The organism is Microcystis aeruginosa NIES-843, from assembly GCF_000010625.1.
Lineage (GTDB): Bacteria > Cyanobacteriota > Cyanobacteriia > Cyanobacteriales > Microcystaceae > Microcystis > Microcystis aeruginosa.
In genome coordinates this window covers 421,921-436,154 of sequence record NC_010296.1, presented here as the reverse complement: position 1 = coordinate 436,154, position 14,234 = coordinate 421,921, and the positions used below count along the sequence as shown (strand labels likewise).

Annotated in this window: 7 protein-coding genes and 5 pseudogenes; 4 read left to right on the top strand and 8 right to left on the bottom strand. The window is 40.9% G+C overall.

Features of this window, described 5'->3' with window-relative positions; genetic code table 11:
• The first annotated feature begins 22 nt into the window (after window positions 1-22).
• Window positions 23-241: a type II toxin-antitoxin system HicB family antitoxin gene (locus MAE_RS02235; RefSeq protein WP_012264130.1), complete on the top strand. Its 219-nt coding sequence runs from the start codon at window positions 23-25 to the stop codon at window positions 239-241.
• Window positions 242-334: 93 nt separating this feature from the next.
• On the opposite strand, the gene MAE_RS02230 is transcribed toward MAE_RS02235, so the two are convergent.
• The 6 genes and pseudogenes from MAE_RS02230 to MAE_RS31390 form a co-directional block, all read right to left on the bottom strand.
• Window positions 335-1,408, bottom strand: a complete 1,074-nt coding sequence (locus MAE_RS02230; protein ID WP_041803687.1) for a cadherin repeat domain-containing protein — start codon at window positions 1,406-1,408, stop codon at window positions 335-337.
• A 311-nt stretch (window positions 1,409-1,719) separates the two neighbouring features.
• A pseudogene (locus MAE_RS02225) lies at window positions 1,720-2,941 on the bottom strand (ISNCY family transposase).
• Window positions 2,942-3,200: 259 nt separating this feature from the next.
• Entirely contained in the window at window positions 3,201-3,512 is a 312-nt protein-coding gene (locus MAE_RS02220; RefSeq protein ID WP_050766264.1) for a hypothetical protein, read from the bottom strand.
• Window positions 3,513-3,798: 286 nt separating this feature from the next.
• Window positions 3,799-4,656: pseudogene (locus MAE_RS02215) on the bottom strand (IS5 family transposase).
• A gap of 92 nt (window positions 4,657-4,748) precedes the next feature.
• Complete coding sequence (locus MAE_RS02210; protein WP_012264126.1) at window positions 4,749-5,744, bottom strand: IS30-like element ISMae39 family transposase; 996 nt, start codon at window positions 5,742-5,744, stop codon at window positions 4,749-4,751.
• Between the two features lie 302 nt (window positions 5,745-6,046).
• Window positions 6,047-6,238: pseudogene (locus MAE_RS31390) on the bottom strand (IS701 family transposase); the annotation flags it as partial.
• Between the two features lie 78 nt (window positions 6,239-6,316).
• On the opposite strand from MAE_RS31390, the gene MAE_RS02205 reads away from it, so the two are divergent.
• Window positions 6,317-7,585: an IS701-like element ISMae34 family transposase gene (locus tag MAE_RS02205; protein ID WP_012264125.1), complete on the top strand. Its 1,269-nt coding sequence runs from the start codon at window positions 6,317-6,319 to the stop codon at window positions 7,583-7,585.
• A 17-nt stretch (window positions 7,586-7,602) separates the two neighbouring features.
• On the opposite strand, the pseudogene MAE_RS02200 reads toward MAE_RS02205, so the two are convergent.
• Window positions 7,603-7,866: pseudogene (locus tag MAE_RS02200) on the bottom strand (IS701 family transposase); the annotation flags it as partial.
• A gap of 80 nt (window positions 7,867-7,946) precedes the next feature.
• Between MAE_RS02200 and MAE_RS35560 the strand changes: the two are divergent.
• Window positions 7,947-8,072: a hypothetical protein gene (locus tag MAE_RS35560; protein WP_269453959.1), complete on the top strand. Its 126-nt coding sequence runs from the start codon at window positions 7,947-7,949 to the stop codon at window positions 8,070-8,072.
• Here MAE_RS35560 and MAE_RS02195 read toward each other — a convergent pair.
• Window positions 8,062-8,844: pseudogene (locus MAE_RS02195) on the bottom strand (IS701 family transposase); the annotation flags it as partial. The gene MAE_RS35560 and the pseudogene MAE_RS02195 sit on opposite strands and share 11 nt — an antisense overlap.
• Before the next feature lie 2,137 nt (window positions 8,845-10,981).
• Between MAE_RS02195 and MAE_RS02190 the strand changes: the two are divergent.
• The gene (locus MAE_RS02190; RefSeq protein WP_012263887.1) at window positions 10,982-12,640 is read left to right on the top strand and encodes an IS1634 family transposase; all 1,659 of its coding nucleotides are present in this window, start codon (window positions 10,982-10,984) and stop codon (window positions 12,638-12,640) included.
• Window positions 12,641-14,234 lie beyond the last annotated feature (1,594 nt).

Below are 14,234 nucleotides of genomic sequence, written 5' to 3'. Positions count from 1 at the left end.
GAAGGTAAGAGGAATCAAGAAAATGGCACAAATTAAATATCCCATGGTGATTCAATGGTCTGATGAAGACAATTGTTTTTTGGTTGCATTGCCTGATTTTCCGTGGCAATATTGGCGTACTCATGGAGATACTTATGAGGAAGCTGTCGCTAATGGAAAAGAAGCTATAGAATCCCTAATGATTGCTTATCAAGCAGATAATGACTCCTTACCTGAACCTTTATTTTGTAGGATGGTTTAGCGCAATTCGTAACCCATCAAACCTAATCAAAAGCCATCATAATTAATCTGAATTGTTGGGTTTTCTTGGGTCAACCCAACCTACAGAGTTAATCTAAACAACTAATCCAAATTCGGAATTGAAGGGAACTAATTCGGCAAGATTAATTCTTCCATCTCCGGTAATATCAGCAGTAGGGTCATAGTTAGTTTGTTCACTGCTACTACCAAATAACCCCGGACGTTGTAAGGTAGTTAAGTCGGTTAAATTCACCCGTTCATCGTAGGAAATATCACTGTTAAAGGTTGATTTCCCTGTTAGTTGAATGTTCAAAGCGGAATTGTTTTGAGCATTACTGTTGATGACTAAACCGTTAGCCAAATTGAAGTTTTCTTGCGCTGCTTTGGGTGTATATGCTAAAGCAATACGTCGAGTTTGTCCGGGGTTTAGCAGTATGTCTCCATTGGCAAAATTGGCATCTGTGGTGACATTTTGTGCATTAATAGTAATACCAGCAATAGCGAGTACATCATTAGTTCCCACTGCGGTATTAGTAATATCAATGTATTGGGTTTTGTCAGCAAAGTTAGGACGGACAAACAGGCTATCGGTTGCACCTTGTCGGTATTGGGAGAGTTTTGTCCCGAAGGTAACAGCAGTTTTATCTACGACTATTGTCCCTTCATTAACGTTAGTAATCTTAACGTTAAATGTCTTTTCCGCAGAGGTTTTGTAACCGTCAGTTGCTCTGACTCCCAATTGATAGGATATTACTCCACTTTCATAGTCAATGGTATTAGAACCTGCTTGAGTGAGGGTAATTTCTCCGGTGGTTGCATTGATGGCAAAAAGGTTATTTCCTGACCCATCTTTAGGAGAGGTACTGAGGCTAAAGGTGGGAGTTTGTCCGTAATTATCATCGGTTGCTTCGACTAAGTTACCGGCTACTACTACTGTACCTGCTGCGCTTCTTTCGGCGAGGTTGACGTTATTAATAGTACCGACGATGGGAGCATCATTGATAATGATGTTACGGGTTAAGCTTAAAGTACCATTAGGATCAGCAAATGTGCCATCAGCAAAACCAATTTGGGAAGGATCAAAGGTGACGGTTAGGTTGGAGTTGTCCCGTGTACCGACTACATTAAAGCGTAGCAGACTAAAGCGATTTAATTCAGCAATTCTCATTTTGAAAACAAAAGAAGATAAAGTTCTCTATGTGAACAAGAGAACTTCTGTCTAATTATCATTTTTTTTCAAGATAATCATCATAATTAGCTTCAAGAGACAGTTTTAAAATATCTGCCCATAAAAAACTTATCTCAACTCATAAATTTAGCTGAAATTCTGACCTAATTTGTGGTTTTTTCAATGAATAAAATAATCTTTCCTTCTCTCGAAAAATTGACATTTTTAACTAGAATTTATTTTTTTGAGCGGGACATATTCGGTAAGAATAAACAAGAAAAACTCTGACCAATTCTTAAACCAAAAATATTTTAATAAAGTACGAATATCATTAAAAAAACTGGTGCGAGTAACTAATAACTCACGAATCTTTTGATAAGTATGATTAACTAAATCTAAAACGGTATGAAATAAAAAAGCTAGTAAATTTAAAGACAACAAGAACTCGCATAAATGACTTTGACCATGACCAAAATTATGTTCTAAATTATAACCGTGATTTTTAAGAACGTTATTTCCTTCATTCTCAACTTTCCATCTGCTGCGTCCAGCTTTGACAATTTTTTCAACATTATTTTCAGTAATTTGATGATTGGTAATCCAATTATTTTGATAGATAATTTTCTGTGTTTTTTCATTAATGACCGTGACTTCACACCAATTAACTTCGAGACTTGACTCGACCTCTCTCAGAGGAACTCTAGAAACATAACGATAACGATAAATGAGATTCTTTCGTCCATCCCATTGTTTCTTTTCTACGGTTTTAACTTCTCCACTTTTTTCTAAAAATTCTCGCCATTCATATAAGGTTTTATGAGAAGTTTCAAGACAAACAAAAATAAAATTATAACCTTGTTTTAGAGCTAACTCACAGATAGGTTGGCGAGAGTATAAGTCATCTCCTAACAGGGTTACAGGATAACCATACTTCTTTTGATGATTCTTATCTAACCATCTTTTAACAGCCGCATTTTCACAATCTTGTTTTTGCTGCCCATCTTGTTTTTTAATAAATTCTGGTTCTAAATTAATCACTTGTTTTTGCTCAGGAGAAACCACAATTGGCGTGACGCAACCATGAAAATAAGTTGTCGTTCCATTACGAGGATTGCGGCAATTACAATGGGGACAACTAATTTTCTTTGAAGAAAAATATTCCGTACCATCTAAAGCTATTAAAATTTCCTCATCTAAGTAGAAAAATTTTTTAATAACTCCCGGTTTTTTTAACCATTGATAGACTTGTTGAAAAGAGCCAAATATTGTGGCAGCTGGGATAGGATCTAACAGGTTTCTGATTTGATTATCACCAGGTATTTTTTTGATACCAAATAAACTTGAAGCATTATCTTTTCCCTTACTACTTTTCATCAAACGTTGATGCTCTAAAAAAGAAGGTGACTGAGTAAAAAAAACCGAAAAAGCCGCCTTAACTGCATCTTCTACCTGATATTTGGTATTGTTTCCTGGTTTTCTGTCATCGGGTAAGTCATGTAATTCTTGAACTAAAAATTGTATTAATTCAGGAATTTCTCAAGTCACAGCCTTTTTCGTCATCGCAGAACAGTTTGATTAATTAATATTTCCAACTTAATAATTTTACCTCAACAGACAACAATCATCAATTTTTATTTGGTTCTCTTTCTGATGTAGAGAACTTTTGTTCTAGATTTCTCCCATCTTTCAAATATTTTGAGTATAAATACTCTATATACTCACTTCTCTGCGATGCAGTCGCACTCGCGGGAGCGCATTTTGTAGCTTGCTTAAAGCTTTGTTTCTGTCTGTATCACTTGTTACTTTTTAAAATGAGAATTGCTGGATTTAATTGATTAATACCAATCGCTTTACCTTGATTTGCTTGGGGAACTGAACCACCGCTTAGGTTATCAATTAATCCGTTAGTATTGTCTAATGTACCGCTTCGGAATAGGGGGAAATTAGAGGTAACTAGGGGACTGTTGACATTGCCAATATCGGCGAAGTTATTGATATTTTGAGCAACATCCGCAGCGAAGCCAAAATCAAGGGAATTAATGATTAAACCGGCTGCATTGGTACGAATATCCCCTACTATACTTTGCACGGCTACAACTTGCATTTTTTACTCAAGGACAAGGCCAATTCAAGTCTGAATTGCATCACTGTCTAGAACTCTTGCAAATTAATTATATGTTATAATGATGGGTTAACTAATTTTCCCCAAAAAATTAGTTAACCAGTACATTCGTCCTGAATGAAAACTTGAAGTTTAACTTTTAACTCAAAACTCTTTAGATATGCTTTAATTTGGTTATCAAAACCTCTTTATTTAAGCGGCACAAACTATCTCAATTATAAAAATTGAGAATAAATTCTCCTTGACTTGATTAATCTTTAGGCAACTTTTAAGAAGCTGCTATACCTATCCCTAACTCACCGTTATAAATAGCCGCCAACAAGTTAACTCTTAAACTATATCTTCGACGACGATTCCGATATTTACAGGATAAGATTTTAAAGATTTTGAGTTTCCTATTTATAGGTTCAATGATAATCCTTTCTTTGGCTAAAGCCTTGTTATACTCTTTTTCTAACTCTGTTAATTTTCTATTTTTCGATTTCTTTTTCGGTGTATAACTATTACTATGGTATGCAGCTATTCCCTGATAACCACTGTCTTCTATGCTGGTAGTTAAAGGATGAAAACGAACTCGACTTTTTTTAAATAAACTAAAATCATGACCTCTACCTTTCCCACAAAAGACACAGATAATTTCCTCGGTATTTTGATCAGCTACTAATTGGGATTTTAAAGTATGATAACCTCTTTTACCCCCCAAAAAATCTTTCTGTTTCTTTTTGGGGCGTTCAATGGGAGTTTCCGTTACATCCATTACCGTTACGACCGGTATCTCTGCTTGATTGAGTAAAGCTTTTTTTCCTTTTAAACGGAAGTTTCCCGATTGTAAAAGCATTTTTTCCGTCTTATTTACAATCCGACATATAGTTGATTCTGATAGTTCCCAGCTTGTACCAATGTGAAAATATGTTCTATATTCTCGCCAATATTCTAACGTTACTAAAACTTGTTCTTCTATAGATAGTTTAGGTTTCGGTCCCCTTTTAGATGGTGAATTAGAGTCGGCTTCAACACTTTTTACTGATTCTACCATCTTTCTATAGGTTTGTTTATACACACCGAAACGGCGTTTGAATTGTTCATCTGATCAGTTTTGATAATCCATAATTTTGCTAATAAACATAGCAAAATTATAGATGATTTCCTGACCTAAGATCACATTTTATTCTTTTTTCCACTTCAATCTAAGAATTGAGAAAAAAGCAAAACCTTATATTATACCATAAAAAAATTATGCAAGAGGTCTTCTGATCTACCTTTATAGAATACCTCATTCGGGGTACGATAGTCAAGACATTTTCGAGGACGATTGTTAATCAAGTTTACGGCTCTTTCCACCTCCTCTGGCTTAACGATTTTAAAATTCGTTCCCTTGGGGAAAAATTGTCTTAACAGTCCCTTGGTATGCTCGTTTAATCCCCTCTCCCACGAATGATAAGGAGTAGCAAAATAAAAATCTGCTCCTAGTTTCTGACTCAACTCTTGATGTCCACAAAATTCTTTGCCGTTGTCACAAGTAAAGGTTTTTCTTTTGTCAGGGTGAATCTCTTGAAAAAGTTTTTCTGTGACTCTATTGATTTCCGATGCGGTTTTGTTTTTGGCTAATCCTGCTCCTAAAAATTTCGAGGCTTTATCTACATGAGTAACGAGAACTCCTAGATGATTGCCTCCAATCATTGTGTCACTTTCCCAATGACCGATTTCAGTTTTCTGGTCAGCAATTACTGGTCGCTCGCTGATATCTACACGCCCTGGAATCCCTCCACGCTTACTTTTTGCTCCGCCTCGACTCTTTCTTTGACAAAGCCCCCGGCGTAAATATTTCTGGTACTCTCCACATCCGTGATAGTTCTGATAGATCATTTGATAGATGGTTTCGTGACTGAGAGATTCTTGACTGGCTCTTTTCAGACGACCTGCTATTTGTTCGGGACTATGATAATCTTTCAATCCTTCTTTGACCAACTCTAAGGCTGACTCGCTGACATTTTTAAAGGGTTGTTTGGCATTTTTTCGCCTTGTCTCGCTTTGAGCTTGTGCTGTGTCAGGTAGATAGCAGCCAAGGGAACTTTGATTCCTTTTTAATTCCCGTGATATTGTGCTTTGATGACATCCGAGCCAGACGGCCATTTGCCGTTGAGATAAATTTCCCTCCTGACTAAGTTGGTAGAGCAAGTTTCTTTGTTCTATGTTAAGATGTTGGTGGCTCATTTTGGGTCTGATTTGTTTTTGTTAATGATCAGACAGTACCTGATGAGCCTTTCTTTGTCAACTCTTGAGGTTGATGCGTTTCATTTTTGAATTGGCGCAATAATATAGTTTAAGAGTCATAATTAGAAGCAAAGCACTCATTGAAAACATGATTAACCTAGAATTCACCGAAGAAGAAAAGAACTCACTGTATTAAGTACCTAGGCAAAATTAATTACATACTCGCCTCCAAAATTGTCCAGCACTTTTTTAACGTAAGCGAGGAGGCTCTTTCGGTCTTTATAGTGGGACTTAAACAAATTTCAAGCCCAAACAAAGCCTAAACTGGCTTTGTAAGCGGCAAACACATCCCGATTCTCGGTCAGCCACTCAAAGAAACGGAAAGACATCGCTGTCCGAAAAGCTTCCAAGGCTTCCACAAAAGTGTTTAAAGGTCGATTCGCCCACTGCCTTTGCAATCCCCCAGTTAACTTATGCCACAGGATAAATGTATAGTGGGACTTAAACGCCAAATAAAGATCAAATCGAGTATAATCGTTAAAGAGTAAGCACTTTACGTTGAAAGATCAGCGATGAAAGAGACAACCCCAGCCGCGATGCCCCCATGCTTTGACCGATGGTGTCGGCGGTTTGACAATTGCTTCAAAAACGAAGCGCAAAAAAACGGCTTCAGACAATATTTAGGAGGATTATTAGGGGAAAGTGAGCGGAAAAACCTCACTCAAATGGCCAATAATGCCGTCGGAGTAGTTTATAACCGATTACATCACTTTTTGACCGAATCTCCCTGGTCAGACCGTCAGGTGAATGAATGTCGGTTGCAAGTGATGAACCAATGCCGCCAGACGCAAATCCCCCGAGGATTTTCCCTGATTGTCGATGACTCAGGACATCGAAAAAGTGGCAATCTGACCGCCGGAGTTGGCAGGCAGTACCTAGGAGAAATTGGCAAGACAGACAACGGAATAGTCGCCGTCACTACCCATCTCTACGACGGCAAAAAAAGTGTCCCCCTAGACATTGAAATTTATCAACCGGCTAGTTCCTTAGCCGAGGGGAAAGAAGACAAAGAATTTAAGAAGAAACCGGAGATAGCGATAGATTTAATTGACCGGAGCTTAACCAGAGGCTATCGACCGAAAATCGTCTTAATAGATGCTGGTTATGGCAACAACACAAATTTTCTCAAAGCCCTGGAAGAAAGAAAGCTAAAATACTTAGGAGGATTGGCAAAAAATCGAAAAGTAATTATTGAAAAAGAAGGGGGTGTGGAAGAAACAATCCAGCTTGAGCAACTAGCAAAAAGCCTATCAGAAAAGGATTGGGAGAAAATCACCCTAAATCTAGATAAAGAAAAAACGGTTTGGGTAGCGGTATTCAGAGCGAAAATATCTCAACTAGAAGGAGAAAGGAACTTGGCGATCGTCATGAATGCAAGTTCAATGGAAAAAGCCACAGAGGTGGACTATTTCATCACCAATGTAGTTGAGGCAGATACAGTAACAGCGTCGTGGATAGTCAAGACTTACACCGAAAGAAATTGGGTGGAAGTATTCTACCGAGAAGCCAAAGGATGGTTAGGGTTAAGGGAATACCAAGTCAGGGATAAACGAAGCTTACTTCGTCATTTTATCCTGGTGTTTTGTGCCTATACATTTATCCTGTGGCATAAGTTAACTGGGGGATTGCAAAGGCAGTGGGCGAATCGACCTTTAAACACTTTTGTGGAAGCCTTGGAAGCTTTTCGGACAGCGATGTCTTTCCGTTTCTTTGAGTGGCTGACCGAGAATCGGGATGTGTTTGCCGCTTACAAAGCCAGTTTAGGCTTTGTTTGGGCTTGAAATTTGTTTAAGTCCCAATAGGCACAAAACACCAGGATAAAATGACGAAGTAAGCTTCGTTTATCCCTGACTTGATATTCCCTTAACCCTAACCATCCTTTGGCTTCTCGGTAGAATACTTCCACCCAATTTCTTTCGGTGTAAGTCCTCACTATCCACGAAGCTGTTACTGTATCTGCCTCAACTACATTGGTGATGAAATAGTCCACCTCTGTGGCTTTTTCCATTGAACTTGCATTCATGACGATCGCCAAGTTCCTTTCTCCTTCTAGTTGAGATATTTGGCTCTTCGGTTTGTGTTATGCAATGGACGGGGGTTATAAGGGATGGAACCGTTATATAGAAAGGCATTTAGCGATTTTTGTCAATTGTTTTTGATATAGAGCGAACTAATCAATTAAGTCTCTTACCAGATAAGGATTTAGTCGATTTATGCCCCCCTATCGAACCATACCAAGTAACGAAGAACCAGATATTTTCGCTCTGAATACCGCTACCCAAACCGTTTTTTCTTTATCTAGATTTAGGGTGATTTTCTCCCAATCCTTTTCTGATAGGCTTTTTGCTAGTTGCTCAAGCTGGATTGTTTCTTCCACACCCCCTTCTTTTTCAATAATTACTTTTCGATTTTTTGCCAATCCTCCTAAGTATTTTAGCTTTCTTTCTTCCAGGGCTTTGAGAAAATTTGTGTTGTTGCCATAACCAGCATCTATTAAGACGATTTTCGGTCGATAGCCTCTGGTTAAGCTCCGGTCAATTAAATCTATCGCTATCTCTGGTTTCTTCTTAAATTCTTTGTCTTCTTTCCCCTCGGCTAAGGAACTAGCCGGTTGATAAATTTCCCTGTCTAGGGGGACACTTTTTTTGCCGTCGTAGAGATGGGTAGTGACGGCGACTATTCCGTTGTCTGTCTTGCCAATTTCTCCTAGGTACTGCCTGCCAACTCCGGCGGTCAGATTGCCACTTTTTCGATGTCCTGAGTCATCGACAATCAGGGAAAATCCTCGGGGGATTTGCGTCTGGCGGCATTGGTTCATCACTTGCAACCGACATTCATTCACCTGACGGTCTGACCAGGGAGATTCGGTCAAAAAGTGATGTAATCGGTTATAAACTACTCCGACGGCATTATTGGCAATTTGAGTGAGGTTTTTCCTCTCACTTTCCCCTAATAATCCTCCTAAATAGGGCTGGCTGAATAAATCTAAAAACCTTGTTGGATAAGACTTTTGGACTTTTTTCCCCTCAAAAAGTACCAGATATGGGAGTGATCAGGGGTAAATTCCGGGACTTTTTCCCTGAAAATTAGGTAATTGACCCCCTCAAAATCGGTAAAACCCCACACCCGTTACAGTAGAGCAGGAAGTCGCCTTCCCACCCCCTGCTTCAAAACCGGACTTACGACTTTCGCCGTATCCGGCTCCTGAGTAACTAGGCTACTGTCATTAGTAGAATAATAATGGGAATTATTATTTCCTTGTCTATTCAACCCTCTTGGCTGTATCCCCACCAGACAAGATTGTTGGTTTTAGGGCGTATATGACCGTTGATTGTTGCTTAGACTTCCTAGTTACCCGTCCTTTGTCAGCATATCTTTGATATTACTCAAAGCCTTGGCTTTTAAGGACATCCTCTCCCTCTATTGACTTGCGGATGGTTTCCTACTGCCCCGAACGGGCAGAGTCAATCAGGGTTACTTCGTTCCCTATAACCATTGGTTGAACCCTTAGGATGATACTGTCCACAACAGAGTAACGGGAATGCCTTACTGATAGTGGTATGAGCTATCAGCCCCAACTCTGTTAACTTTTGTTTCGAGCCTGTCAGCCTTTTGGCTCGTGGGTGTTGACGATGGTTAATTCGTATCTTCGCCCCAGGGCTATCCATAGGTTCTGGCTCAACGGGTTTCTGATTTAGGCTATCAGATACCGCTTTTTTTTCCTCGCTCACTACCTCAGATGTACCAAGTCTAAAGCAGCAGGAAATGCCGTCACTCTAGGCATCTAGAGGACAGGACTAAGGTTATTACTAACCCGCACCTGTAGGGTTATAAAGTTATCAAGGTACTACATTTACCAAGCGGCTAATCCTCTAAACGTCTTACTGTCTAGTTTCTAGCCAACGAATCGCACGTTACAGTAGAGCAGGAAGTCGCCTTCCCACCCCCTGCTTCAAAACCGGACTTACGACTTTCGCCGTATCCGGCTCCTGAGTAACTAGGCTACTGTCATTAGTAGAATAATAATGGGAATTATTATTTCCTTGTCTATTCAACCCTCTTGGCTGTATCCCCACCAGACAAGATTGTTGGTTTTAGGGCGTATATGACCGTTGATTGTTGCTTAGACTTCCTAGTTACCCGTCCTTTGTCAGCATATCTTTGATATTACTCAAAGCCTTGGCTTTTAAGGACATCCTCTCCCTCTATTGACTTGCGGATGGTTTCCTACTGCCCCGAACGGGCAGAGTCAATCAGGGTTACTTCGTTCCCTATAACCATTGGTTGAACCCTTAGGATGATACTGTCCACAACAGAGTAACGGGAATGCCTTACTGATAGTGGTATGAGCTATCAGCCCCAACTCTGTTAACTTTTGTTTCGAGCCTGTCAGCCTTTTGGCTCGTGGGTGTTGACGATGGTTAATTCGTATCTTCGCCCCAGGGCTATCCATAGGTTCTGGCTCAACGGGTTTCTGATTTAGGCTATCAGATACCGCTTTTTTTCCTCGCTCACTACCTCAGATGTACCAAGTCTAAAGCAGCAGGAAATGCCGTCACTCTAGGCATCTAGAGGACAGGACTAAGGTTATTACTAACCCGCACCTGTAGGGTTATAAAGTTATCAAGGTACTACATTTACCAAGCGGCTAATCCTCTAAACGTCTTACTGTCTAGTTTCTAGCCAACGAATCGCACCACACCCCACACCCTACACCCCACACCCCCACTTCCCCACACCCCACACCCCACACCCGTTACAGTAGAGCAGGAAGTCGCCTTCCCACCCCCTGCTTCAAAACCGGACTTACGACTTTCGCCGTATCCGGCTCCTGAGTAACTAGGCTACTGTCATTAGTAGAATAATAATGGGAATTATTATTTCCTTGTCTATTCAACCCTCTTGGCTGTATCCCCACCAGACAAGATTGTTGGTTTTAGGGCGTATATGACCGTTGATTGTTGCTTAGACTTCCTAGTTACCCGTCCTTTGTCAGCATATCTTTGATCCCACATTCCGCACCCTCAACTGTCACATAAGCTGTCCCCCGCCAGAGACTTGAGTAAAAATACCTAGCTGGTGAAGGTTTTCTCGGTGGCCGCTAGGGGGGTCTTGAGACCCCTAATTATGAAAAAATAGGAATTGTTGGAAAACTGAGGCGAGTGGACTGTTCGACCATGAATCAATCAACAGAAATTGAAGTCAAAAATCTAGACCATCTGGGATTAGTAGCCGGAATTATCGATGAAATAGGAATCGTTGAAATTATCAACGAACAAGTCTCAATTGAGCGAGGAGAAATTGTCACAGCTGGGCAAGTCGTGAAAGCAATTATCCTGAATGGATTGGGATTTGTCTCCCGAGCCTTGTATTTATTTCCTCAATTTTTTGAAGATAAAGCAACCGAACATCTGCTGGGAGAGGGCATCGAACCAAAACACCTGAATGATGATAAAATTGGTCGAGTAATGGACAAACTTTATCAACTTAATGTTTCGGTCATTTTCCTACTGATTAGTTTAGCGGCCGTGAAAAAATTTGGTGTAGCAACCGAGAACTCCCATTTAGATTCGACTTCTCTATCAGTAGAAGGAGAATATAACAAGGAATACCCAACAGTAGAAATCCTGAAATCAGGAGCAGTGGGAGAAGAAATTGAAACCAGACAACAGCCAATAAAAATTACCTACGGATACTCCCGCGACCGAAGACCTGACTTAAAACAATTTATGATTGACTTAATCGTAAGTGGGGATGGAGATGTACCTTTATTCCTGAAAGTAGGGGACGGAAATGAAGCGGACAAAGCGGTTTTTGGTCAAATCGCCCGAGAATTTAAAAAACAAGTTGACTTTGACAGTTTAATAGTCGGCGATAGCGCCCTCTATAGCAAAGAGAATTTAAAACTAATGAAAGAAATGCGTTGGTTGTCTCGAGTACCATTAAGCATTAAAGAGGCTCAAGAGTTGGTTGATAGCATCTCAGAAAAAGAGTTAACCGATTCAGAAATACCGGGTTATTCCTGGCGGGAAACCATCTCTAACTATGGGGGGATAGAACAAAGATGGTTGCTAGTTGAAAGTCAAGCTAGACAAGAATCAGACTTGAAAAAATTAGAGAAAAAAATCGAGCAGGAAAAGAATTCTGCCCAAGAAAAAATCCGGCAACTATCCCGAAGAGAATTTGAGAATAGAGCGGTGGCGTTGGCGATAGCCAAAGGATTATCTGACTCCTTAAAATCTCATCAGTTAACGGAGATTAAAGTCAATCTCATTCCGCCTGAGTCCCAGGGGTCAAAACTCAAATCAAAAGACGATTTACCCTCTCAAAGCTATCAAGTTCAAGCCGAATTAGAGTTGAATTTGACCGCCATTGAGAGGCTAAAGAAACGAGCAGGACGATTCGTTTTAGCAACTAACGATTTGGAGAAACAACGATTAAGCAGTGAGGATATACTCAAAAAATATAAAGGGCAACAAGCTCCGGAAAGAGGATTTTCTTTTCTCAAAGACCCCTGCTTTTTTGCCCACAGTGTCTTTCTCAAATCTCCCCATAGAATCGAGGTCATGGCCATGCTCATGGGCTTGTGCCTGCTGGTTTATACTATTGGTCAAAGACAACTTCGTTTAAGTTTAAAACAGCAGGAGACGGGACTGAAAAATCCGTTGGGTAAGTTAACTGACCGACCGACGTTACGCTGGATATTTCAGGGCTTTCAAGGGATTCATCTCGTCCGTATTCAAGACAATCAAAAGATTAGCAACTTAACGGATGAGAGGCGCAACATTTTGAGATTTTTTCCCAAACCTTGCCAGGAATATTATCTCTTATCTTGACCAGATGGATTGACTTCAAGGGGTGACAAAACAAAGCGAGCAACTGGAACATCTCCCCCTAGATGTTAAGTCTGATTGCCTAGTCATTCTCAACAAGCACTGTTTATTGAGAATGACCGGGGGAACTCTGAAATTTTCGGCTTAGTTGCCGGCAGCTTGCCGCCAACTCACTCCTCTAGATAAGTATTTTGACTCGCGCCCCTTCCTCTTTTGAGACGTTGTGACACTTAGGGTGCGGAATGTGGGTTTGATATTACTCAAAGCCTTGGCTTTTAAGGACATCCTCTCCCTCTATTGACTTGCGGATGGTTTCCTACTGCCCCGAACGGGCAGAGTCAATCAGGGTTACTTCGTTCCCTATAACCATTGGTTGAACCCTTAGGATGATACTGTCCACAACAGAGTAACGGGAATGCCTTACTGATAGTGGTATGAGCTATCAGCCCCAACTCTGTTAACTTTTGTTTCGAGCCTGTCAGCCTTTTGGCTCGTGGGTGTTGACGATGGTTAATTCGTATCTTCGCCCCAGGGCTATCCATAGGTTCTGGCTCAACGGGTTTCTGATTTAGGCTATCAGATACCGCTTTTTTTTTTCCTCGCTCACTACCTCAGATGTACCAAGTCTAAAGCAGCAGGAAATGCCGTCACTCTAGGCATCTAGAGGACAGGACTAAGGTTATTACTAACCCGCACCTGTAGGGTTATAAAGTTATCAAGGTACTACATTTACCAAGCGGCTAATCCTCTAAACGTCTTACTGTCTAGTTTCTAGCCAACGAATCGCACCACACCCCACACCCTACACCCCACACCCCCACTTCCCCACACCCCACACCCCACACCCTACACCCCACACCCTACACCCTACACCCCACACCCCACACCCGTTACAGTAGAGCAGGAAGTCGCCTTCCCACCCCCTGCTTCAAAACCGGACTTACGACTTTCGCCGTATCCGGCTCCTGAGTAACTAGGCTACTGTCATTAGTAGAATAATAATGGGAATTATTATTTCCTTGTCTATTCAACCCTCTTGGCTGTATCCCCACCAGACAAGATTGTTGGTTTTAGGGCGTATATGACCGTTGATTGTTGCTTAGACTTCCTAGTTACCCGTCCTTTGTCAGCATATCTTTGATATTACTCAAAGCCTTGGCTTTTAAGGACATCCTCTCCCTCTATTGACTTGCGGATGGTTTCCTACTGCCCCGAACGGGCAGAGTCAATCAGGGTTACTTCGTTCCCTATAACCATTGGTTGAACCCTTAGGATGATACTGTCCACAACAGAGTAACGGGAATGCCTTACTGATAGTGGTATGAGCTATCAGCCCCAACTCTGTTAACTTTTGTTTCGAGCCTGTCAGCCTTTTGGCTCGTGGGTGTTGACGATGGTTAATTCGTATCTTCGCCCCAGGGCTATCCATAGGTTCTGGCTCAACGGGTTTCTGATTTAGGCTATCAGATACCGCTTTTTTTTCCTCGCTCACTACCTCAGATGTACCAAGTCTAAAGCAGCAGGAAATGCCGTCACTCTAGGCATCTAGAGGACAGGACTAAGGTTATTACTAACCCGCACCTGTAGGGTTATAAAG